Source organism: Rhodococcus sp. ACS1, assembly GCF_002300155.1.
Lineage (GTDB): Bacteria > Actinomycetota > Actinomycetes > Mycobacteriales > Mycobacteriaceae > Rhodococcus_F > Rhodococcus_F koreensis.
On sequence record NZ_NSDZ01000010.1, the window covers coordinates 233,813 to 255,699 of the forward strand.

Below are 21,887 nucleotides of genomic sequence, written 5' to 3' on the forward strand. Positions count from 1 at the left end.
GTCAGAAGTCGAAGCCGCCACCGAAGTCGAAGCCTCCACCGCCGTCCCCGCCGCCGAAGTCGAATCCGCCGCCGCCGTCGCCGCCGGCGTCCCCGCCCATGTCGCCACCGGAATCGCCGCCGGCATCCCCACCGGAGTCGCCGCCGTCGCCGCCGGCATCTGCGCCCGCGTCACCGCCGCCGTCCTGCGAGGCGTCGCCCGCGCCGCTCTCGAAGGCCTGCGCGTCGTACCCCACGCCGGCCATCCCGGAGAACATCGCCGAGAACAGGAACATCGAACCGAGGCCCCACGCGCCCGCGACGAGGGCGGGCTTCCACCACGGCTCCGAGTACCAGCCTGCGGGAACCGGGCGTCCCGCGACGCGACCGCCCGGGTAGTAGTTCGGTGTCTTCGACGACGGGTTCGGTGACGCCGCGACCTGCCTGCCCTCGAACTCGACCTCACGGTCCTCGGTGACCGCGCCCGCGGACTTCTGCCCGTCGATCGACGGGATCTCGGGGCCGGGGTCCATGCCCATGGCCGTCCGGGCGGCACGGATGTAGTAGAGGCCTTCGAGTGCCGTCTGCTTGGCGAGGCGTGCCTGGACGGGGGTGGCGGCCTGATCGATCTGGGAGCCCGCCGCCGTGTAGCGCTCGGACGCGTCGGCCAGTGCCTGCTGTGAGGCGGTGTCGGAGCCGGTGAGGCTGTACACCTGTCCGCCGAGTCGTTCGATGGCCTGGCGTGCGTCCGCCTTGGCGTCCTCGAGCTGGTTCGCGGTCTGCCCGGCGCGGTTGTTGCGGCTCCTCACCACCAGGAAGGCGACCGCCGCCACGATCACGAGAATGAGTAGCAGTTCCACGGTGGGCCTCCGGAGTTCTCGCGGACCGCCGGCTGCGGGGGCTGCAACATCCACGAGTAGGGGACAAATCGGACATCTCCCAGAGTACTGATCGATATCGGGGTTACGCGCTCGGCGAACGGGGGCGAGGGGTAAGGCGGGGGGTCGCTCGATCGACTGTGACGCATGTCATAGCGAATCGGATGTGCGCGACCGCCCGTGTGCAAGAAAAAAGGAGCGTTCCCTGGGGTGGGAACGCTCCTGTGCGGAGGGGATGACGGGAATCGAACCCGCGTAATCAGTTTGGAAGACTGAGGCTCTACCATTGAGCTACATCCCCGTGCATACGACAACCTGGGATCGCCATGCATGTCGTCTGCGATGAGTGACTGTACCCAACCTCGCTTTGGATTTCATAATCGGGGGGCCGTAGGATTCTACCTCGGGTCCTCGCGAGGTTGGCGAGAGCCGGCTTCGACCGGGGTGTAGCGCAGCTTGGTAGCGCATCCGCTTTGGGAGCGGAGGGTCGCAGGTTCAAATCCTGTCACCCCGACCAGAACCACAGGGCAGGTAACTGCCGCACAGAAAAAGCACGACCACACGAAGGAGCCAGTCCGTGAAGAGCACCGTCGAGCAGCTCAGCCCGACGCGAGTCCGTATCAACGTTGAGGTGCCCTTCGAGGAGCTCAAGCCTGATTTCGACAAGGCCTACAAGGCCCTCGCGCAACAGATCCGTCTCCCCGGCTTCCGTCCGGGTAAGGCACCGGCCAAGTTGCTCGAAGCCCGTGTCGGTCGTGGCGCCGTCCTGGAGCAGGTCGTCAACGACGCACTCCCGTCCCGCTACTCCGAGGCCGTCACCAGCGCCTCGGTGAAGGCGATCGGTCAGCCCGAGATCGAGATCACGAAGATCGAAGACGGTGAACTCCTGGAGTTCACCGCAGAGGTCGATGTCCGTCCCGAGATCACGCTGCCCGACTACAGCGAGCTGAGCGTCACCGTCGATCCGATCGAGATCACCGACGAGGCCGTCGAGGAGCAGCTGCTGTCGCTGCGTCAGCGTTTCGGCACCCTCACCGGTGTCGAGCGTGCGGTCGAGGACGGAGACTTCATCTCCATCGACCTGTCGGCCACTGTCGACGGTGAGGCCGTTCCCGAGGCCACCGCGAGCGGTCTGTCGCACGAGGTCGGTTCGGGTCAGCTCATCGAGGGCCTCGACGAGGCCGTCGTCGGCGTCAAGGCCGGCGAGTCCAAGGAGTTCACCTCGACGCTCGTCGCCGGTGACCACGCGGGCAAGGAAGCTGTCGTCACCGTCACCGTCGGCACCGTCAAGGAGCGCGAGCTGCCTGCCGAGGACGACGAGTTCGCTCAGCTGGCAAGTGAGTTCGACACCCTCGACGAGCTGAAGGCCGACCTGCGTGAGCGCGTCGGACGCGTCCGCAAGGTCGAGCAGGCCGGTCAGATCCGCGACAAGGTCCTGGAGACCCTGCTCGAGACCGTCGAGGTCCCGCTGCCCGAGGCCGTCGTCAAGGCCGAGGTCGACGCTGCGCTGCACGACGCCGTGCACGGACTCGACCACGACGAGGAAGCGCTGAACAAGCTCCTCGAGGAGCAGGGCACGAGCCGCGAAGAGTTCGACAAGGACGCCAAGGACAGCGCCGAGCGCTCGGTGAAGACCCAGCTCCTGCTGGACGCCATCGCCGACGCCTCCGACGTCACCGTTGGTCAGGACGAGCTCACCGAGCGCATCCTGTTCCAGGCGCAGCGCTACGGCATGGCGCCGGAGCAGTTCATCCAGCAGATCCAGCAGGCCGGTCAGCTCGGCGCCGTGTTCGCCGACGTGCGTCGCGGCAAGGCTCTCGCCGGTGTCGTCGAGCAGGCCACCGTCACCGACACCTCGGGTGCCGCTGTCGACACCGCCGAACTGTTCGGCAACGGTGAGGCCGAAGCCGAAGGGACCGCGTCCACGGACGAGGTCGCGTCGGATTCCGCCGAGGGCGAAGACCAGAAGTAATGCTGGTCGCGGGGTGTTTCCCTCGCGTTCGGCCGTGAGATGTTTTCCGCTTTGAGCGAAGTAGGGCGGCACCGGGACTCCGGTGCCGCCCTCCTTCGTTAGTGTCTGTGTCAGCAATCAACGATTTACGGAGAAGGCAGGTACCGTGACTTCCAATCACCTGGAGACTTTGCAGAGTCCCGCCATGACTTCAGCCACCGCTGGGTTGAACCTCAGCGACTCGGTGTACGAGCGCCTGCTGCGCGAGCGCATCATCTTCCTCGGTACCCAGGTCGACGACGACATCGCGAACAAGCTGTGCGCCCAGATCCTGCTGCTGTCGGCAGAAGATCCCAGCCGGGACATCTCCCTCTACATCAACTCGCCCGGCGGATCGGTCAGCGCCGGCATGGCTATCTTCGACACGATGCAGTTCGCCGAGTGCGACGTCGCGACATTCGGAATGGGTCTGGCCGCGTCGATGGGCCAGTTCCTGCTCTCCGCCGGGGCCAAGGGCAAGCGGTACGCCCTCCCGCACGCGCGGATCATGATGCACCAGCCGTCCGCCGGAATCGGTGGTACCGCGAGTGACATCGCGATCATGGCCGAGCAGTTCGCGCACACCAAGCGCGAAATGGCCGAGCTGATCGCCGAGCACACCGGTCAGACGGTCGAGCAGATCACCGCCGATTCGGATCGCGACCGCTGGTTCACCGCACAGCAGGCTCTCGAATACGGTTTCGTCGACCACGTCGTCTCCCGCGCGGCGCAGGCGGGCGGGACCGGGCAGTAGCAGCCCGGCTTCCTCACTGACCGCTCCCACACATCCTTTGGAGAACTGATGACCAACCTGTTCGATCCCCGCAGCCTGGGAGGCCAGGCGCCTACAGGCCCCCAGTCGCGCTACATCCTGCCGTCGTTCATCGAGCACTCGAGCTACGGCGTGAAGGAGTCCAACCCGTACAACAAGCTGTTCGAGGAGCGCATCATCTTCCTCGGCGTGCAGGTGGACGACGCGTCGGCCAACGACGTGATGGCTCAGCTGCTCGTTCTCGAGTCGCTGGACCCCGACCGCGACATCACCATGTACATCAACTCGCCGGGTGGTTCGTTCACGTCGCTGATGGCGATCTACGACACCATGCAGTACGTGCGCGCCGACATCACGACGGTGTGCCTCGGCCAGGCCGCATCCGCTGCCGCGGTGCTGCTGGCGGCCGGTAGCCCCGGCAAGCGTCTGGCCCTGCCGAACGCTCGTGTCCTCATCCACCAGCCCGCGACCGGCGGCATCCAGGGTCAGGTCTCCGACCTCGAGATCCAGGCTGCCGAGATCGAGCGGATGCGTCGCCTGATGGAGACCACTCTCGCGAAGCACACCGGCAAGGACGCCGCCGTGATCCGCAAGGACACCGATCGCGACAAGATCCTCACGGCCGCCGAGGCCAAGGATTACGGAATCATCGACGACGTGCTCGAGTACCGCAAACTCAGCGCCCAGAAGTGATTTCCTGCCGCCCCGGCTCGGGCGACACGCCGTGACGGCGCGGTTGCCGCGAGCCGGGTGCGGGATCGGCAAGGCTGGCTTTCCCGGAAGATCGGTGCGCGAATCACCGACAACCAGTCGACCTCGCTCGCGATCTGCGGGTACGGTCACATAACGGGCTTTCGTTTTCGGTCGGTGCGCGCACGGCGTGGGATCGGTTCGATGGTTGCACGTAGACGAAGGAAGTAGGGACCTGACGAGATGGCACGCATCGGTGACGGCGGGGATCTGCTCAAGTGCTCTTTCTGCGGTAAGAGCCAGAAGCAGGTCAAGAAGCTCATTGCTGGGCCTGGGGTGTACATCTGCGACGAGTGCATCGACCTGTGCAACGAGATCATCGAAGAGGAGCTGGCCGAGTCCAGCGAGGTGAAGCTCGACGAGCTGCCGAAGCCGGCCGAGATCCGGGATTTCCTCGAGAACTACGTGATCGGCCAGGATGCCGCCAAGCGGACTCTCGCCGTCGCGGTCTACAACCACTACAAGCGCATCCAGGCCGGCGACAAGGGTCGTGATGCGCGCGGCGAGACGGTCGAGCTGGCGAAGTCGAACATCCTCATGCTCGGTCCCACGGGCTGCGGCAAGACGTATCTGGCCCAGACGCTGGCGAAGATGCTCAACGTTCCCTTCGCGATCGCCGATGCGACGGCGCTCACCGAGGCCGGCTACGTGGGTGAGGACGTCGAGAACATTCTCCTCAAGCTGATCCAGGCCGCCGACTACGACGTCAAGCGCGCCGAGACCGGCATCATCTACATCGACGAGGTCGACAAGATCGCCCGCAAGAGCGAGAACCCGTCGATCACACGGGACGTGTCCGGTGAGGGTGTGCAGCAGGCTCTGCTGAAGATTCTCGAGGGCACGCAGGCCAGCGTGCCGCCGCAGGGAGGTCGCAAGCACCCGCATCAGGAGTTCATCCAGATCGACACGACGAACGTCCTGTTCATCGTGGCGGGCGCGTTCGCCGGCCTCGAGCGGATCGTCTCCGATCGCGTCGGCAAGCGGGGCATCGGTTTCGGTGCCGAGGTGCGGTCCAAGGCGGAGATCGACACGCAGGACCACTTCGCGGAGGTCATGCCGGAAGACCTGATCAAGTTCGGGCTCATCCCCGAGTTCATCGGCCGTCTCCCTGTCGTGGCGTCGGTGACCAACCTCGACAAGGAATCGCTCGTCCAGATCCTGTCGGAGCCGAAGAACGCACTGGTCAAGCAGTACAACCGGTTGTTCGACATGGACGGCGTGGAGTTGGAGTTCACCACGGACGCGCTCGAGGCCATCGCCGATCAGGCGATCCTCCGCGGCACCGGTGCTCGTGGTCTGCGCGCGATCATGGAGGAGGTCCTGCTTCCGGTCATGTACGACATCCCGAGCCGGGACGACGTCGAAAAGGTCGTGGTCAGCGCGGAGACGGTCAATGACAACGTGCTCCCGACCATCGTCCCGCGCAAGCCGGAGCGGGGAGAACGCCGGGACAAGTCCGCCTAGGCGGGGCGCGCTGTATCCTGGGTGCGAACTAACTCACTAGTTCGTACAAATGGAGGTAATGCGCGCGATGACCGCTCCCGGACCGATCTTTGTTCTCAACGGCCCCAACCTGAACCTGCTGGGGCAACGGCAGCCCGAGGTGTACGGGCGGGAGACGCTCGACGACGTCGTGGAGTTGTGCCGCACCGCCGCCGCGAAGGCGGGACGTGAGATCGTCGCGCGGCAGTCCAACCACGAGGGTCACCTGATCGACTGGGTGCACGAGGCCCGCACCACGGCGTCGGGCGTCGTGATCAACCCGGGTGGTTTCACGCACACGTCGGTGGCGCTGCGCGACGCCCTGGTGACGCTCGAGGTGCCCCTCGTCGAGGTGCACATCAGCAACGTGCACGCCCGCGAGGAGTTCCGGCACCACTCGTACGTGTCCGGGGTCGCCACGGGAGTGATCGCCGGACTCGGCATCCTCGGCTATTCGCTGGCCGTCGACTTCATCTGCAACAAGGGCTGACGGCGCCATGGGACGACAGGTTCGTACGAGCGTTGCCACGGTGTCCCTGAGTGGATCGCTGGAGGAGAAGGTCACCGCGATCGCGGCAGCCGGGTTCGACGGATTCGAGGTGTTCGAACCCGATTTCGTGAGCTCGCCGTGGTCGCCGCGTGAATTGGCATCCCGCGCAGCGGATCTCGGGCTCACCCTCGATCTGTATCAGCCGTTCCGCGATCTGGATTCGGCCGACGACGCGACGTTCGCGCGCAACCTGATCCGGGCCGAGCGCAAGTTCGACATCATGGAGCAGCTCGGCTGCGACACCCTGCTGGTCTGCTCGTCGCCACTGCCCGAGGCGGTGCGCGACGACGCCCGCCTGACCGAGCAACTCCACACCCTCGCCGAGCACGCACACGGCCGGGGGCTCCGCATCGCCTACGAGGCGCTGGCCTGGGGCACGCACGTCAACAGGTACCGGCACGCGTGGAAGATCGTGCAGGACGCCGACCATCCCGCCCTCGGTACCTGCCTCGACAGCTTCCACATCCTCTCCCGCGGCGACGACCCGTCCGGCATCCGTGACATCCCGGGGGAGAAGATCTTCTTCCTGCAGCTCGCCGATGCGCCCCGGATGTCGATGGACATCCTGCAGTGGAGCCGGCACCACCGGAACTTCCCGGGGCAGGGCAACTTCGATCTCGCCACGTTCGGTGCCCACGTCCAGGCGGCCGGATACACCGGGCCGTGGTCGCTGGAGATCTTCAACGACACGTTCCGGCAGTCGTCGACGGGTCGCACGGCCGCCGACGCGCACCGCTCGCTGCTGTACCTCCAGGAGGAGGTCGCCCGGGTGCAGGCCGAGCACGGTGAGGACACCGGTCGGGGTCTGGCGCTGTTCGAGCCGCCGCCGCGCGCACCGCTCGAAGGCATCGTGTCGCTCCGGCTCGCCGCCGGTCCCGGTAAGGATTCCGACCTCCGGCAAGCGTTGCAGCACATCGGATTCCGTCTGGTGGGCCGGCATCGCAGCCACGACCTCCAGTTGTGGCGGCACGGCCGGATGACCATTGTGGTCGACGCCACCGCGGGCACGGTGTGGACGGCGCCGGGTCTGCCGGCGCACCTTCCGGTGCTCACCCAGATCGGCATCCGGTCGAGCGACCCCGACGCGTGGGGGGAGCGCGCCGCGGCGCTCGAGGTCCCGGTGCACGAGGTCCTGCTGCCCGGTGTGGACACCGCTCCCGAGTCCGATGTGGTGCGTCTCAAGATCACCGATGCGACGTCGCTGGATCTGCGCGGTCCGGGTAGCGCCGCGTCGTGGCAGTCGGCGTTCGACCTGTATCCGACGGAGTCGCGCTGGCAGGACGAGGTGCCGGTGTTTACCGGGGTCGATCACGTGGCGCTCGCCGTCCCGTCGGACAACTGGGACGGCATCATGCTGCTGCTCCGCTCGGTGTTCGCGATGGCGCCGCACGAGGGCCTCGACGTCACGGACGCGGTCGGGATGATGCGTAGTCAGGCGCTGACGATGGATCAGACGGGCGCCGACGGCGTCGACCGTCCGCTGCGCATCTCGCTCAACATGGTTCCGGGTGCGGTGTCGGGAAACTCCCACATCGCCGCGGCCCGGCGCGGTGGGATCAGCCACGTCGCGTTCGCGTGCACGGACATCTTCACCGCCGCGGCGACCATGCAGTCGAACGGCTTCGAGCCGCTCGTCATCTCGCCGAACTACTACGACGACCTCGAGGCCCGCTTCGGACTCTCCCGCGAACTCCTCGACCGCATGAGCGGTTCCGGCATCATGTACGACGCTGACGCCCACGGCGAGTTCTTCCACCTGTTCACCCAGACGGTGGGCGCCGACCTGTTCTTCGAGGTCGTGCAACGCGTCGGCGGTTACGAGGGGTACGGGGACGCGAACTCCGCGATGCGTCTGGCTGCCCAATTGCGGGCGGCCGGCTGAGCGGCCGACCCGACAGATAACGGCGCCCGTGGTCACGACCACGGGCGCCGTCGTCTTTCCGTTGAGCGCGGTGACAGTGACGTCCGACACGTCTGGAGCGTGACCACTGTCGTCGATGCGCGCTCCCGGGGTGCATGTGACTGATGGGGTCGAAAAATCCGACCGGAGTCGGCGACCGACAGCACAGGCGTCAATGCGACACGTGGGTTTTTGGCCAATACGTACTAACCTGTGTCGAAACCGTGACCGTTTCGTTATCAGTCACGAACTCGACGGAGGAATGTGGTCTTGGCTCTACACGCGAACACCGTCCCGCAGGCCCGGCATGCCCGGCGCACCCGTTCTGCGAAGTCCGCCCGCCGGCACGTGGTGGCGACCTCGCTGGCGGCTACTGCGCTGCTCGTGTCCGGCGCCATCGCCTCCGCCGCCACCGGGGAGGTGGCGCACGCATCCACCGAGGCGGGTGTGTCGCTCACTCCGCCGCCGCAGTTCCTGCAGGTCGAACGCCCGGAACTCACCGACCACACCGAGCAGATCCAGCGCGCCGCCCAGCGTGAGGTCGAGAGGCTGGTGGCCCAGAAGGCCGAGACCGAGCGCCTGGCCCGGGAGGCGGCCGAACAGGCCGCACGTCAGGCTGCGGCCGAGGAGGCGGCTCGCCGACCCGCGGTCCTGTTCCCGGCCGACGGCACGTTCACGTCCGGCTTCGGCCAGCGCTGGGGTACCAACCACAACGGCATCGACATCGCGAACTCCATCGGCACTCCGATCAAGGCCGTCACCAACGGCACCGTGATCGAGAGCGGTCCGGCGTCGGGCTTCGGGCTGTGGATCCGCCTGCAGCAGGACGACGGCACCATCGGCGTGTACGGCCACATCGACACCTCGTTGGTCTCGGTCGGGCAGCCGGTCCGGGCCGGCGACCAGATCGCCACCATGGGCAACCGGGGGCAGTCGACCGGACCGCATCTGCACTACGAGGTGTGGACGGCGAACGGAACCAAGATCGATCCGGCGGGCTGGCTCAATTCGCGCGGCGTCCCCGTGCCCGGAGGGCAGGGCAGCTAGGGGCACCTCGCTGCCTGCTGAGGTGAAAATGATGGGTTTCTGGTGTTGTCTGCTGGTTGCATCACCGCAAGACTGTCTCCATGACCCTCATTTCTCCTCCGCCGACCGGCCGGCGTGAGTGGATCCACGACTCGGACTGCGACCTCGACGCGTTCCGCGCCTCCGTGGACCGCTCGACGAATCTGACCGACTATCCGTTCGCCCACTCGATGGAGCAGAACGTTCCGGTGTACCGCAGCGAATCGCTGATTCCGCACCTCGACGAGGCGCAGTCCCGCCGTGCCGTGCAGACCGAACTCGTGCGCGCGCTCACCGACGGTCCCGGAATCGTGGTATTCCAGAACGCCTTCGGCGACCCCGCCGTGGTGGATCGTGCCACCGAACAGTTCGACCTCCTCATTGCGCAGCAGCATGCGTCGGGTGGTGTGGTGGGTGACCACTTCGGCAAGGCGGGCGCCAACGACCGCATTTGGAACGCCGCGCAGAAGCTGGCTCTCGGCGCACCGGACGTGTTCGCCGACTATTACGCCAACGACATCCTCGCGCTGATCTGCCAGAGTTGGCTGGGGCCGCTGTACCAGGTGACGTCGCAGGTCAACGTGGTCAATCCCGGTGGGGCCGCGCAGGTTCCGCATCGGGACTACCACCTCGGCATCGTGCCTTCGCACGAGCTGCCCGAGTATCCGGCGCATCTGCACCGGATGTCGGCGGCGCTGACGCTGCAGGGCGCGGTGGCGCACTGCGACATGCCCGTCGAGAGCGGACCCACCCTGTATCTGCCGTACTCGCAGCTGTTCGAGGCGGGCTATGTGGCATTCTCGCGGCCGGAGTTCGTCGAGTTCTTCCGCGACCGTCACGTCCAGTTGCCGCTCCGCAAGGGCGACGCGGTGTTCTTCAACCCGGCGCTCTACCACGGTGCGGGCCACAACCGTTCGGAGTCGATCCGGCGGATGGCCAATCTGCTGCAGATCTCGTCGCCGTTCGGCCGGGCGATGGAAGTGCTGGACCGTGAGGCCATGGCGAACGCCGTGTATCCGACGTTGCTGGCCCGGCAGAGTGTGGGGGCGAGCGAGCGGACTCTCCGCAATGCCGTCGTCGCGACCGCCGAGTGCTACCCGTTCCCGACCAACCTCGACCACGATCAGCCGGTGCACAGTCTCGCGCCGGCCACCCAGGTGGACACGGTGTGGGAAGCGTTGCGGGACAGCGTCGGTCCGGCGGTGCTCGCGGAGCGTCTGGCCGCGCAGACCGCGCGGCGGCAACCGTGAACGGGCTCCGAGGCGTGATCGACGGACACGCGGATTCACTACGACAGCACCGTCCGGTGCGATTGGACGAGACACGACGATGACGATTCGACTTGCAGGCGCGCCCATTTCGTGGGGAGTGTGTGAGGTGGAGGGCTGGGGTCACCAGCTCGATCCCGACCGGGTGCTCACCGAGATGCGCGACGCGGGCCTCGCGGCCACCGAACTCGGTCCGGACGGATTCCTCCCTTCGGATCCATGCGAGCTGACGGACACCCTCGCCCGGTACGACCTGACGGCGGTCGGAGGATTCGTGCCGGTGCTCCTGCACGACCCGGATCACGACACGGTCGCTGCGATCGGCGGGGCGCTCGATTCGCTCGTCGCGTCGCGGTCGGAGGTCATCGTCCTGGCGGCGGTGACGGGGGCGGTCGGCTACGATTCGCGCCCCGAACTCGACGACTCCGGATGGAAGACGTTGCTGCGCAATCTCGACCGTCTGTCGTCCGCTGCTGCCGACCGGGGCCTGCGGGCGGTGATCCACCCGCACGTGGGGACGATGATCGAGAACCGCGCCGAGGTGGACCGCATCCTGGACGGCTCGTCGATCCCGCTGTGCCTGGACACCGGACATCTCCTGATCGGCGGCACCGACCCGCTCGACCTGGTCTCCACGGCCCCCGAGCGGATCGCCCACGCACACCTGAAGGATGTCGATGCGACACTCCTCGGCCGGGTCCGGGCGGGTGAACTCACCTACACCGAGGCCGTCGCCCAGGGCATGTACACGCCGCTCGGTACCGGCGACGTGGACATCGCCGGTGTGGTCGAGCGGCTGCAGAATCAGGCCTACGACGGCTGGTACGTCCTCGAACAGGACACCATTCTCGCGGCGGAACCCGAGGGCGAAGGTCCCGTGCGCGACGTCGTCCGAAGCGTCGAATACCTGAAAAGCATCGCGAAGTAGGGCCTTGTGCCGACGGGCGCGGCTACGACCGGGCAGGCCCGGTCGTGCCGCGCACCATCAGGTGGGGGTCGATCACGAAATCCTGCGGGTCGAGGTCCTCGTCCTCGAGTCGGCCGACGGCGAACTGCACGGCGTGCCGCGCCAGGCCCTCCGTGTCCTGCCGCACGGTGGTGAGGTCGATCCGCGACAACTGCGACAGGTGGCTGTCGTCGTACCCGACGATCGAGATGTCGCCCGGCACGTCGACGTGGGCACGGGTGAACACGTCCATGAGGCCGATGGCGCAGCGGTCGTTGCCGGCGAGCACGGCGGTGGGCAGGCGGTCCTCGGCCAGCAGGGTGTTCGCGGCGGCGACGCCTGCCTCCTCGGTGTGCTGACCGGGAATGACGCGAATGTGGTCGGAGAGGTCGTGCCTGCGCATCGCCGCGAGATATGCGCGACGCCGCTCGGGTGAGCCCGGGTCCGCGCCGCCGTCGACGTGCGCGATCTCGCGATGTCCGAGTTCGACCAGGTGGTCCACGGACTGCCGGATGCCTTTGGCGTCGGCGGTCCGCACGGTGTCGACAGCGGTGTGGGGGAGTGCGCGGCCGACCACGGTGACCACGGCCCGGTCCGCGAGCGTGCGCAGATAGTCCGCCTCGGAGAGGGGGCCGAGCAGGATCAGGCCCTCACACCGGTGGCTGAGGAGCGCTTCGATCGCCTTGTGCTCGTCGCGGGTGGGTGCGCTCGCGGACAGCAGGACCTCGTATCCGGCGGCTTCGGCCTCCGCGTAAATCGTTCCGATCAGGTCGGCCTGGAAGGTCTGGTGGACGTCCATGAGCACCCCGAGGGTGCGGCTGCGGCCGCGGGCGAGCATGCGGGCGGCCCGGTCGAGGCGGTAGCCGAGTTCGTCCGCGGCCTGCAGGACGCGGTCCCGGGTCTCGTCGGACGCGCCCGGTTTGTTGCTGAAGATCAGTGACACGAGGGTGCGTGACACCCCGGCCCGCGTCGCGACATCGGCCATCGTGGGGCGTCGGTGCAGGCCCGCCGGTGCCCGCTCCGCATCCGCGTGCGCGGTGGCTCGGTCGTCGAGCATGTCGATCTCCCTCGGTTGCGTCGTCAGGGACGTTCTCACGGATCGCGACCCCAGCCCTTGACACCTTCTGTGATTCACCTCATAGTAGACAACTGAAGCGCGTTAGTGAAGCGCTTCAGTCCAGGAAAGTACGCCTCTCGGCTGCATCGAGCCGAGCGCGTCCCGGGCGATATCGACACACGTGAACCGATCTTCCGTGTCGTGATGCGTGAGCATTCCCAGAAAGGCCACACCTGATGTTGACCACCAAGGCTGCCAGTGCACGCGGAAGAGGCGGCGCTGCGAATAACGAGCGCAGTCACAAACGCTTCCTGACCAAGCTCACCGTCATCTCCACGCTCGGAGGCCTGCTGTTCGGCTACGACACCGGCGTGATCTCCGGTGCGCTGCTCTACATGAAGGACGAGTTGAACCTCAGTGCGGTCGGCGAAGCCACCGTCGTGAGTTCACTGCTCTTCCCCGGTGCGGCCGTCGGCGCGCTGCTGGGCGGCCGGTTGTCCGATGCCCTCGGACGTAAGCGCACGCTGCTCGTCTGCGCGGGCCTGTTCCTCGTCGGTGCCCTCGGGTGTGCGATGGCTCCCAACGTGGAGATCATGGTGCTGGCCAGGATCGTCCTCGGTCTCGGTGTGGGCGCCGCCGCCGTCACCTGCCCGCTGTACCTGGCCGAGATGGCCCCGGTGGAGCGGCGCGGCCGGATGGTCACCATCAACGAACTGATGATCGTCACCGGTCAGATGCTCGCCTTCTCGATCAACGCCCTGCTCGATCACCTCATCGAGGATCCGACGGTGTGGCGGTACATGCTGGCCATCGCGTCGGTGCCCGCGGTTCTCCTGCTGCTCGGCATGCTCGTGCTCCCGGATTCACCGCGCTGGTACGCGTCGAAGGGCCGCCTCGCCGAAACCCGCAGGACCCTCGAAATGAGCCGCAGCGAGTCCGAGGCCGCCGACGAGTACGCCAGCATCAGCTTCCACGCCGCCCGCGACCGGAAGTCGAAGACCAGCGGCGCCGTCCACTACCTGCGTGACTACCCCTGGATGCGCCGGATCCTCTGGATCGGCTGTGGTCTGGCCATCGTGCAGCAGGCGACGGGCATCAACACGGTCAACTATTACGCGCCGACGATCCTCGAGCAGAGCGGGCTGGGTGTCAGCGCGTCCCTGGTGGCCACCATCGCGGTCGGTGTCACATCGGTAGTCATGACGATCCTCGGAATCGTTCTGCTGGGCTTCGTAAATCGCCGCAAGATGCTGCTCACCGGTTTCATCGGTGTGGCCTCCTCGCAGGCCGCGCTGTCGCTGGTGTTCCTGCTGCCCTCGTCCACCGGCCGCAGCTACATCATCCTTGCCGCGATGATGGTGTTCGTCGCCTTCGTCCAGTGCTTCATCGGCACCTGCGTGTGGTTGCTGCTGTCGGAGATCTTCCCGATGGCCATCCGCGGGTTCGCGATGGGTATCGCGGTATTCGTGCTCTGGACGACCAACGCGTTCATCTCGTTCGTCTTCCCGATCCTCAACTCGGTTCTCGGATCCACCGGAACGTTCGGCCTGTTCGTGCTCGTGAACCTGATGTCGGTGTACTTCGTCTACCGCTTCGTCCCGGAAACCAAGGGCCGCAGCCTCGAAGAGTTGGAGGACCGGCTCGGCGCAGGTAACCCCGCCACATCGGCAGCAGGAAACGCCGCCGCCGTCGCGACTCACTGATCGACGGTTCTCACGCACCGGTACCACCGCCTGCGGGTGGTGGTACCGGTGCGTTGCGGTGTGTGCGGCGCCGCCCGTGGAGTTGGTTCAGGTACTCGGCGTCCTGCTGGTCGTGGGAGAGTTCGGTGAGCAACCGGAGGGCACGGGAGTGCTGCATCTCTCGGATGTGGTTGTGGGTCAATTCGATTGCCGCCCCTTCCGGTTCGGTTCGAATGATTTCGCCGCGTGGCGTGGTCCATTCGAGTTTCCCCGCTCCGGTCTGCCGAACGGTCCAGGAGCCGTCGGTTTTCAGCCGGTGGTGACGCCGGCAGAGGCAGGCGAGGTTCGACTCGACCGTCAGACCGCCGTTCTCGGGGCGGTTGCGGTCGAACGGGGTCGTGTGGTCGATGTCGCAGAGCCGTGCTGACACCTGGCAGTTGGGGAAGCGGCAGTTGCCGTCGCGGGCCCTGATCCGGCGGCCGAGAGCCGTCCCCGGTGCGTAGGTGAGTTCGGGTCTGGTTGCTGCGTTCCGGATGTAGGTCACGGGTATGCCATGAGTCTTCTGAACGGGGCCGGCCCCGAGGACGTGCCCACCTGGGTTGCCTTCGGTGGCCAGCGTGTGGATACGCTGGAAGACACTGTCGGCGGCCAATGTACGCGCGGAGTCCGCACAGATCGGCCCGTATCCCTCGAGGTGGGCGGGAAGGTCGTCGAGTCCGAGGAACGTCGAGGCGTTGACCACGATCTGGACGAGCGGTGCCCGCCGCGTGCCCGCAGTGGCGACGCGGGCTGGGCACTGTTCCCGACCGCACAGGCAGAAGAGGCGTCCGGTGCCGTCTGGGGGTACCTCCCTGCACGAAGTGCTTGGGGGACCAGCGCGGTGAGTGCGTCGGCTCGGCGTTGAGGGAGGGTGCGTGGGTCGTGGGCGCAGACGTCGGGGATCGACATTTCCCGCAGCCGCGTTGCGAGGGTGTGGGCGTCGGCGGCGGGGAGGTGGCCATCGAGGTAGGCCATGCCGTTCTCCGCGGGCCGGATCCACACGTCGCGATCGGCGATGGCGAGTTTGTTGCGGTGGGCGACGCTGTCGGGGTCGTGGCGGGCGATGAGCCGTCGAGCTCGGGCGCGCAGTTTCGACGGCGGTAGGGAGCGTCCGTCGAGGATCGCGGCTTCGAGTTGCTCCAACTTGCTGTCGCTGACGCCGGTGAGCATCGCGGCGACGACCCGTGCCTGATCGAGGTCGATTCGCCCGGCCGCGAATGCATCTCGGGTGCCGTGCAGGCGGTAGCGCAGTTCGAGTCCGAGGTCGATCCAGGCGGTCACCACCGGTTCGTTGATGCCGAGTGCGACCGACACCTCCACGGCCGCGTGGGAACCGGAGTGAGCAGGGTTGATGCCACGGCGTTCGTCCTCGTCGCAGCAGAGATCGTAGAATTCGGTCACCGCGACAACCTGCCGGTATTGAGCCTGCGCCAGCACCGATTCGCCTCTTCGGAGCCCCTCGACAGCCACGATCCCCGGCGGCGTCGCGTCGAGTGCGGCCGCGCTGGAACTGTTGTCCCCCATGGTCTTCAACCCCCGGTATCGAACGTATCTTCGATCCTACCGGGGGTCGCCGACAAGTATCAGAGAATTTTTCGGGCGTGTAGGGGCTCGCTGCCGGTGGCATTCTGAGACACTGCGACCTGCGGACTTGTCGCCTGTCTCACGGCATGACTACCGCAATCTGTCTCAATTCGCTGGCATTTATTGAGCGATCGGGAAGCGGGCCGTGCCGATGCCCTGTCGCGACGGGCGATCAGCACGCCCTGAAACCCACGCGGGCGGTAGGTAGCTTGGACGGATCATTCGAATCTTGTGGGGCTGGCTGTCTTCTGGCCTGTCAGACCTGTAGAGAAAGGCTTTTTGCGGGATGCTGACCCACTCGATGGCCCAGAAGTTGCCGAGCCGGTGAACCGTCGGTGAGCTGCCGTCCTCGAGAGTGAGATCGATCTGGACCTCGGGCTCGGCGTTACCGTGGAGGACCCACCGTGAGGCGCCGGGGACGTCCCCCGGCGTGTGCTCTTCGATCAGACTCTCCGCGTTGTCAAGGAGTGGTGGCCTCCACATGGAACCAACCGTCGTCGGCCAGTAGGCAACTTCGCGAAGCCGTTCAGGGGTCGCAACACATGACGTCCGTCATCACGCGCCAGTATGACTACGCGCGAGATTTCCAGGACGAGACTACGAATATTCATCGACGACTCCCGTTTCGAACGATACGGACCGAGCCCAGAAGCAGGTGCAGCTTTGCGCCGAATAGCGATCGGCAACGGTCACCGATCTGAATAGACCGGTTGCGCGTGCCGGGCAAAGCCTCAGCCGCAGACCTGTGGTGCGGAGAGAAACAATCCGCCACAGATGAAGGCGCGGGATAGCTTCCACTCGTTGTTGACACGCACGAAGGGAATTGGTCCCACTGGGTACGGTTCCATGCCTTCGATGTGGCCCTGCCCAGTCGCGTTGACCATCTCTGGGCCGACGGGTTCTACGGCGGTGAACTGGAGGTATTGGGGTGAGGGTTGCGCACCCCAAGCCCGCGCGATCGGCAGGGTCTGGTCGGTGGGACCATCCAGGAGCCGCGCCCGGTCCTCCTCGCGTATCGAGTAGTTGGTGGTGGCGTTGTACAGGGCGGTCAGTTGCTCGGCGGTGGGCACGGGATCGGTGATCGGCGCCGGCGGCGGTGCGAACTGTGTGGATTGGACGACGGCGGTCGGATCGCGCGATTCGGTGCCCTCGGGCGAGCAGGCGCCGGCGACGGTTGCGATCGCGACAAGAGCGCTGGCACCTATCGCGGCTTTCCTCACCCTCATGATCCAGGTATCGCCCCAAGTCGACGCAACGTGACAAGCCCGTGCCACACCAACCCCTGGTTGCATCTCCATCATCGATCGGATGCCGGTATCGATCCCTATCCGACCAGCGGGCGGTACTCGCAGAGCTGGAGCACCGTGTTGCGCACGACACGCCGCTTCCGTCTCCGAGGTAACAGCGTCGAGACGGGGCCTGGTGTGCAGTCACTTAATCGCACCGGCGGGCAGCTCGGACGCGCGAAGATAGCGTTATGCCGATCCAGGACTTGTGGAATCAGGACAGTTTGGTGTGGCACTTCGGCTTGCTCGACGGTGGTCCGGCGATCGGGTCTGATCACGACGTTGAGGCGCCGCAGGTATGGGTGCGTGCTCTCGAAGCTGTCGCCCGCGATCTGCGGTGCCTGCGGTACGGGCGCGACGTGCGGTTGGACGGATCGGGGTGGGAGCTTGCCGTTAACGGCGACTACGCCGTCACCATTGGCTGGCAGGGCGTACGCGGCATCAGTGGGTTCGCCCGCTGCGACGGCTTGTCGATGGATGCTCCGTTCGATGAGGCCGCGGTCTGGGTGGCCGATACCGTTCAGTCAGATCTTGCTGGCTACGACTTCGTGCAGTGGCCCTCACAGGGACAACACATGCTGCTGCCGCGGAAGCGCGACGATGGTCCGGTTTGGATCGATACCCATACCGACGACACCGTTGCCGCCATTGGCGTGCTCTGTCAGCACATCGGCCGGTGGGGCAAGACTCAGGTCCGTGAGTCGCTGAGGGATCGACTAACGCTCATCGAATGACGACCTGCGCGATGCAGGAGACCACCGGACGACCGGGGCACCACCGGATGGCAGAAAGCGCCCCGGTGTTCAATCGCGATCGACGCGCTCGGCCTGCCCCATGCGGTGGGCCGCACAGTCCCATGGCCAACGTCGCGACACTGCTCGCGCTCATCGCCGTCGTTGTCCCGATCTGACACAGGGCCGGTTGCCAGCTCAGTCCGATCTGGAGCGGCGTGGGTTCGGAGAAACTGGCGAATTCGAGATCCTCAAATCCACCAAACATGCCGTGCTCCCGGTACCGCCAGCGAAGCTCCCGTTTGGGTGAACTTCTCGTTCAGTACCGGGAGTAGTGCTGTCCAGTCGCCTGTTCGCCAGCGCAGATGCACTTTCGGTCGAGGTTTCGGTCCGAGGTCACGGCGCAAAACCGAATACCGAGCGCATCGTGGGAATCCGGGCTGTGCGGACATGCCGTGCAGGACAACGTCGATTCCATTGCCCGGGCAGGGCTAGGTGACTCGGAAGCCGCTAGAGAGTTCGACACATCGGTCGGGTTCGACGCCATGGCGGCGCTCCAGTTCTCGGCCCTTGACTTCGGGCCGGTTTGGGCGCCGAGGACGACATGGCGCGACCGCGCATATTCGAATGACCCTCGACATCCACGAGGCTACACTCCCCGCCGCCCCTTAGGCTCCGCGGGGAACGACCCTCACGCAGCAGAAGTGTCAGCGCACGGACCGTATTGCGGGAACGCGTCGGCGGTTCACAACGTCCCGACGACCCTTTTCGACCCTGGGCGATCCTGTCGCAATTGCAACCGAACGAGTCCTCGATGTTTCGTTGCGGAATCTTCGCCGTAAGCGGAACCCGCATCGGCACGTCCCGCAAGCCGGCCGTTGACCGGAACTCGCTGACCAGCGCCGTTCCGTAGCCCCGTCCGATGATGTTGTCCTTTCGGGGCGTCAATCGGGACACCCCGAACGATCTGGATCGCCGAAGGTGGGCGAGCCTCTCCACGATGACGGATCCGCCACCGGCCCGTCACTCGCCGTGAGATTCCGCCACCGGATTCGAGACCCGCCATGCCGCCACGTCGAATGCAATCTCACCCAAGTGGCCAACCGGACACCGAGTGGCCATCCCAGATGAGATTTGGCCCCGAGTCTCGCGACGCTACCGGACGGCTGACGCGAAGGTGTGAAGTGCGCGAGGTGGAGTAGTGGGAAGGGGCTGCCGTCTGCATCGCACAACAGCGGCGAACCCACGCCGCGGCCCCGGTGCATGTCGTCGACGAACAGCCTTTCCATCTTCCCGGTCTCGGGGCCGGAGAATCCGGCGGCGACGCGTCAACTGCTGCCTGTGTGGTCGAGAGCGGGCTGCCACGACGCATTGCTCGTGGTGGGCGACGCGTCATCGGTGATGGAGTTGTGCGTCGCCTGCATCCCTCGTTCCAGCTGGCGGCCAGGACCGGAATCTCTTCCTCGTCGACGCGCCCACGTAGTTCGATGCTTCTTCATCGGTCACGGCCGCACCTGAGACCGCGCTCGTGCGTGGTTGACGAGTCCAGAGACTCGTCAACCACGCACGGGCGCGGAGAGCCTCGCGAGGGTGGCGGCCCCGATGCGCTGTGCCGATTCGCCGAGTTGGGTTTCGCGGATGCGGGCGAGAGGGCGGTGTCCGGAACCGGTTGCGAGAGAGGCATAGACGTCCCGCGCATGGTCGAGGAACAGCGGAGCCGAGCCGCTGACACCGCCGGCGATGACGACGAGGTCGGGGTCGTAGACGTCGCCGACCATGGCGAGTCCGACACCCAGCCACCGTGCGAACTCCTCCATCGTGCGGATGGCCAGCGGGTCGCCGTCCCGCGCGGCGCTCGCGATCCGGCGGCCGGTGAGCGATCCCGGATCGCTCGCCACCTCGCGTGCGAGGATCGTCGAACTCGTGGGGTCGGCGGCGAGAAGCTCGATGGCCGTGTCCACGAGTGCTGTTCCGCTGCAATACCGTTCCCAGCACCCGCGCTTGCCGCAGGCGCAGGGTCTGCCGCCCGGAACCACCTGCAGGTGGCCGAGTTCGGGAGCGACTCCGTGGCTCCCGCGGTACAGCGTCCCGTCGATGAGCAGGGCCGCACCGATGCCGGTGCCGATCGCGACCATCACCACGTTGCGACCGCCGGCGGCGGCCCCGAATCGGTGCTCCGCCCACGTGGCCGCGTTCGCGTCGTGTTCGAGGACCACCGGCAGCCCGAGCCGCTCGCTGAGGTCGTTGGCGACCGGCACGTTCTTCCACGGCAGGTGCGGCGCGAACCGCACGGTGGTGAGGTCGGGGGTGATGAAGCCGGCCACCGCAAGCCCGACGGCGGACACGGGATGGCGGCCCGCGAGTTCGCGAACGGTACGGTCGAGCGCGTCCTCGAGGGCCTTGGCCGATTGCGGTGTGGGCGCCTGCACGGAATCGAGCACCTCGCCGGTGTCGTCGACCACGCAGGCCCGGATACTGGTACCACCGACGTCGATGCCGACGGTGAGAGCGGAGACAGGCACGGAGGCGACGGTACTCACCGTGCCGAGGCCGTCGCCGCCTCGGGTACCGCCCGGGAATCCTCCCAGGCATCGAGCCGGCTGATCGCGGTCCGGGCGACCACCTGTTGTTCCGTGACGGCGAGGTGTCCCCGGGTCCGGCCCAGGAACGACCACGTCCAGGACATGGCGGTCGCGAGCCGGCTCTTGAATCCGACGATGTAGACCAGGTGGATCAGGAGCCACAGCAGCCAGGCGAGCAACCCGGTCAGTTGGAGGCGGCCGACCTTCGCGACCGCATTGAAGCGGGAGATCATCGCCATGCTGCCCTTGTCCGTGTAGCGGAACGGGGCGCGTTCGGGCTTGTCGCGACCCTTCCGGTGGGCCCGCACCTCGGCGGCGATCAGCTGCGCGGCGTAGCGGCCACCCTGGATCGCGACCTGCGCGACGCCGGGAAGACCGTCCCGGTTCATCATGTCCCCGACGACGAAGACGTTGCTGTGGCCGGGCAGGGTGAGGTCGGGTTCGACGAGGACCCGGCCCGCGCGGTCGGTGCCGGCGCCGGTCTGTTCGGCGAGTTGCCTGCCCAGCGGGCTGGCTGCGACGCCCGCAGACCAGATCTTGCAGGTGGCCTCGATCCGCCGCTCGGCTCCGTCCTGGTCGCGGACGGTGAGTCCGTCGTCGTCGACGTCGGTCACCATCGCGCCCAACTGGATCTCGACCCCGAGATTCTCCAACGTGTCCGCGGCCGCCCGGCGCAGCTTGTCGTCGAACGGTGGGAGCACCGTCGGTGCCGCGTCGAGCAGGATGATGCGCGCGTCACGGGGATCGATGGTGCGGTACGCGCCGGCGAGAGTGCGATGCGCGAGCTGGGCGATCTCGCCCGCCATCTCGACTCCGGTGGGTCCGGCGCCGACTACGACGAACGTCAGCAGGCGCGCCCGCTCGGCGGGATCGGTGCTCACCTCGGCGCTTTCGAAGGCCCCGAGGATGCGGCCGCGCAGCTCGAGGGCGTCGTCGATCGTTTTCATTCCGGGTGCGTGCTCGGCGAAATGGTCGTTGCCGAAATAGGATTGGCGGGCGCCCGCCGAGACGACGAGACTGTCGTACTCGGTGACGGTCGTGCGGCCCCGGTGGGTGGACGTGACAGTCCGGTCGGCGACGTCGATCTTCTCGACTCCGCCGATGAGGACGGACGCGTTCTGCTGGTCCTCGAGGACCAGCCGGGTCGCGGGCGCGATCTCGCCCTCCGACAGGATTCCCGTCGCCACCTGGTACAGCAGCGGCTGGAACAGGTGATGCGTCGTGCGATCGATCAGAGTGACATCGACGTCCGTCCGTTTCAGGGCCTTGGTGGCGAAGAGGCCGCCGAATCCCGATCCGATGACCACGACCCGATGACGGCGGGCGAGAGAGGTGTCGCTCATGAAG

Annotated in this window: 19 protein-coding genes and 2 tRNA genes; 12 read left to right on the plus strand and 9 right to left on the minus strand. The window is 66.6% G+C overall.

All coding sequences use genetic code 11. The features are described from left to right. Window position 1: 1 nt before the first annotated feature. Entirely contained in the window at window positions 2-838 is an 837-nt protein-coding gene (locus CJ179_RS39355; RefSeq protein WP_095865132.1) for a hypothetical protein, read from the minus strand. A 248-nt stretch (window positions 839-1,086) separates the two neighbouring features. Next, window positions 1,087-1,157 (minus strand) — tRNA-Gly (locus CJ179_RS39360). 139 nt (window positions 1,158-1,296) lie between these two features. Here CJ179_RS39360 and CJ179_RS39365 point away from each other — a divergent pair. The 10 genes from CJ179_RS39365 (at window position 1,297) to CJ179_RS39415 (ending at window position 11,561) form a co-directional block, all read left to right on the plus strand. Further along, window positions 1,297-1,373: transfer RNA gene (locus CJ179_RS39365), tRNA-Pro, on the plus strand. 60 nt (window positions 1,374-1,433) lie between these two features. Continuing rightward, window positions 1,434-2,828, plus strand: coding sequence for a trigger factor (gene tig, locus CJ179_RS39370; RefSeq protein WP_095865133.1), 1,395 nt, complete (start codon window positions 1,434-1,436; stop codon window positions 2,826-2,828). A gap of 184 nt (window positions 2,829-3,012) precedes the next feature. Further along, on the plus strand, window positions 3,013-3,600 hold the full coding sequence (locus tag CJ179_RS39375) for an ATP-dependent Clp protease proteolytic subunit (protein ID WP_011594411.1): 588 nt from the start codon (window positions 3,013-3,015) through the stop codon (window positions 3,598-3,600). Between the two features lie 48 nt (window positions 3,601-3,648). Next, a complete protein-coding gene (locus tag CJ179_RS39380; RefSeq protein ID WP_072947079.1) occupies window positions 3,649-4,311 on the plus strand; it encodes an ATP-dependent Clp protease proteolytic subunit in 663 nt (220 codons plus the stop codon). A 240-nt stretch (window positions 4,312-4,551) separates the two neighbouring features. After that, window positions 4,552-5,832, plus strand: coding sequence for an ATP-dependent Clp protease ATP-binding subunit ClpX (gene clpX, locus CJ179_RS39390; protein ID WP_005248181.1), 1,281 nt, complete (start codon window positions 4,552-4,554; stop codon window positions 5,830-5,832). A 67-nt stretch (window positions 5,833-5,899) separates the two neighbouring features. Next, on the plus strand, window positions 5,900-6,340 hold the full coding sequence (aroQ, locus tag CJ179_RS39395) for a type II 3-dehydroquinate dehydratase (protein WP_072947109.1): 441 nt from the start codon (window positions 5,900-5,902) through the stop codon (window positions 6,338-6,340). 7 nt (window positions 6,341-6,347) lie between these two features. Further along, window positions 6,348-8,282 (plus strand): bifunctional sugar phosphate isomerase/epimerase/4-hydroxyphenylpyruvate dioxygenase family protein, encoded by a 1,935-nt coding sequence (locus tag CJ179_RS39400; protein WP_095865134.1) that lies wholly within the window; start codon window positions 6,348-6,350, stop codon window positions 8,280-8,282. 288 nt (window positions 8,283-8,570) lie between these two features. Next, entirely contained in the window at window positions 8,571-9,347 is a 777-nt protein-coding gene (locus tag CJ179_RS39405; RefSeq protein ID WP_083395963.1) for a M23 family metallopeptidase, read from the plus strand. Between the two features lie 80 nt (window positions 9,348-9,427). After that, window positions 9,428-10,615, plus strand: coding sequence for a phytanoyl-CoA dioxygenase family protein (locus CJ179_RS39410; protein ID WP_083395823.1), 1,188 nt, complete (start codon window positions 9,428-9,430; stop codon window positions 10,613-10,615). A gap of 79 nt (window positions 10,616-10,694) precedes the next feature. Then, a complete protein-coding gene (locus CJ179_RS39415; RefSeq protein ID WP_095865135.1) occupies window positions 10,695-11,561 on the plus strand; it encodes a sugar phosphate isomerase/epimerase in 867 nt (288 codons plus the stop codon). A 22-nt stretch (window positions 11,562-11,583) separates the two neighbouring features. On the opposite strand, the gene CJ179_RS39420 is transcribed toward CJ179_RS39415, so the two are convergent. After that, a complete protein-coding gene (locus tag CJ179_RS39420) occupies window positions 11,584-12,636 on the minus strand; it encodes a LacI family DNA-binding transcriptional regulator (RefSeq protein WP_083395824.1) in 1,053 nt (350 codons plus the stop codon). Between the two features lie 236 nt (window positions 12,637-12,872). Here CJ179_RS39420 and CJ179_RS39425 point away from each other — a divergent pair, with 236 nt between their 5' ends. Next, window positions 12,873-14,339 (plus strand): sugar porter family MFS transporter, encoded by a 1,467-nt coding sequence (locus CJ179_RS39425; RefSeq protein ID WP_095865136.1) that lies wholly within the window; start codon window positions 12,873-12,875, stop codon window positions 14,337-14,339. Between the two features lie 10 nt (window positions 14,340-14,349). Here the strand turns inward: CJ179_RS39425 and CJ179_RS39430 are convergent, their stop codons facing one another. The 3 genes from CJ179_RS39430 to CJ179_RS39445 all read right to left on the minus strand — a co-directional run bounded on the left by CJ179_RS39430 (window position 14,350) and on the right by CJ179_RS39445 (window position 17,167). Beyond that, window positions 14,350-14,862: an HNH endonuclease signature motif containing protein gene (locus tag CJ179_RS39430; protein WP_095865137.1), complete on the minus strand. Its 513-nt coding sequence runs from the start codon at window positions 14,860-14,862 to the stop codon at window positions 14,350-14,352. Continuing rightward, on the minus strand, window positions 14,859-15,881 hold the full coding sequence (locus CJ179_RS39435) for a DUF222 domain-containing protein (protein WP_095865138.1): 1,023 nt from the start codon (window positions 15,879-15,881) through the stop codon (window positions 14,859-14,861). The genes CJ179_RS39430 and CJ179_RS39435 overlap by 4 nt, the downstream gene beginning before the upstream one ends. A 791-nt stretch (window positions 15,882-16,672) precedes the next feature. Then, a complete protein-coding gene (locus tag CJ179_RS39445; RefSeq protein WP_095865140.1) occupies window positions 16,673-17,167 on the minus strand; it encodes a hypothetical protein in 495 nt (164 codons plus the stop codon). Window positions 17,168-17,418: 251 nt separating this feature from the next. Between CJ179_RS39445 and CJ179_RS39450 the strand changes: the two genes are divergently transcribed. After that, window positions 17,419-17,961 (plus strand): hypothetical protein, encoded by a 543-nt coding sequence (locus CJ179_RS39450; RefSeq protein WP_095865141.1) that lies wholly within the window; start codon window positions 17,419-17,421, stop codon window positions 17,959-17,961. Between the two features lie 316 nt (window positions 17,962-18,277). Here the strand turns inward: CJ179_RS39450 and CJ179_RS53430 are convergent, their stop codons facing one another. From CJ179_RS53430 to CJ179_RS39470, 3 genes are all read right to left on the minus strand, one after another. Then, on the minus strand, window positions 18,278-18,505 hold the full coding sequence (locus tag CJ179_RS53430) for an RGCVC family protein (protein ID WP_306454271.1): 228 nt from the start codon (window positions 18,503-18,505) through the stop codon (window positions 18,278-18,280). A 1,009-nt stretch (window positions 18,506-19,514) separates the two neighbouring features. Beyond that, window positions 19,515-20,498: an ROK family protein gene (locus CJ179_RS39465; protein WP_095865143.1), complete on the minus strand. Its 984-nt coding sequence runs from the start codon at window positions 20,496-20,498 to the stop codon at window positions 19,515-19,517. Continuing rightward, on the minus strand, window positions 20,495-21,883 hold the full coding sequence (locus tag CJ179_RS39470) for an NAD(P)/FAD-dependent oxidoreductase (protein ID WP_095865144.1): 1,389 nt from the start codon (window positions 21,881-21,883) through the stop codon (window positions 20,495-20,497). The genes CJ179_RS39465 and CJ179_RS39470 overlap by 4 nt, the downstream gene beginning before the upstream one ends. Between the last annotated feature and the right edge of the window lie 4 nt (window positions 21,884-21,887).

What these genes read in the sequence shown, in the direction of transcription:
- CJ179_RS39470 (WP_095865144.1), bottom strand. Translation starts at nt 21,883, where the DNA reads ATGAGCGACACCTCTCTCGCCCGCCGTCATCGGGTCGTGGTCATCGGA.
- CJ179_RS39400 (WP_095865134.1), top strand. Translation starts at nt 6,348, where the DNA reads ATGGGACGACAGGTTCGTACGAGCGTTGCCACGGTGTCCCTGAGTGGA.
- CJ179_RS39410 (WP_083395823.1), top strand. Translation starts at nt 9,428, where the DNA reads ATGACCCTCATTTCTCCTCCGCCGACCGGCCGGCGTGAGTGGATCCAC.
- aroQ (WP_072947109.1), top strand. Translation starts at nt 5,900, where the DNA reads ATGACCGCTCCCGGACCGATCTTTGTTCTCAACGGCCCCAACCTGAAC.
- CJ179_RS39375 (WP_011594411.1), top strand. Translation starts at nt 3,013, where the DNA reads ATGACTTCAGCCACCGCTGGGTTGAACCTCAGCGACTCGGTGTACGAG.
- CJ179_RS53430 (WP_306454271.1), bottom strand. Translation starts at nt 18,505, where the DNA reads ATGGCGTCGAACCCGACCGATGTGTCGAACTCTCTAGCGGCTTCCGAG.
- CJ179_RS39450 (WP_095865141.1), top strand. Translation starts at nt 17,419, where the DNA reads ATGCCGATCCAGGACTTGTGGAATCAGGACAGTTTGGTGTGGCACTTC.
- clpX (WP_005248181.1), top strand. Translation starts at nt 4,552, where the DNA reads ATGGCACGCATCGGTGACGGCGGGGATCTGCTCAAGTGCTCTTTCTGC.
- CJ179_RS39415 (WP_095865135.1), top strand. Translation starts at nt 10,695, where the DNA reads ATGACGATTCGACTTGCAGGCGCGCCCATTTCGTGGGGAGTGTGTGAG.
- CJ179_RS39435 (WP_095865138.1), bottom strand. Translation starts at nt 15,881, where the DNA reads ATGGGGGACAACAGTTCCAGCGCGGCCGCACTCGACGCGACGCCGCCG.
- CJ179_RS39425 (WP_095865136.1), top strand. Translation starts at nt 12,873, where the DNA reads ATGTTGACCACCAAGGCTGCCAGTGCACGCGGAAGAGGCGGCGCTGCG.
- CJ179_RS39420 (WP_083395824.1), bottom strand. Translation starts at nt 12,636, where the DNA reads ATGCTCGACGACCGAGCCACCGCGCACGCGGATGCGGAGCGGGCACCG.
- CJ179_RS39380 (WP_072947079.1), top strand. Translation starts at nt 3,649, where the DNA reads ATGACCAACCTGTTCGATCCCCGCAGCCTGGGAGGCCAGGCGCCTACA.
- CJ179_RS39445 (WP_095865140.1), bottom strand. Translation starts at nt 17,167, where the DNA reads ATGAGGGTGAGGAAAGCCGCGATAGGTGCCAGCGCTCTTGTCGCGATC.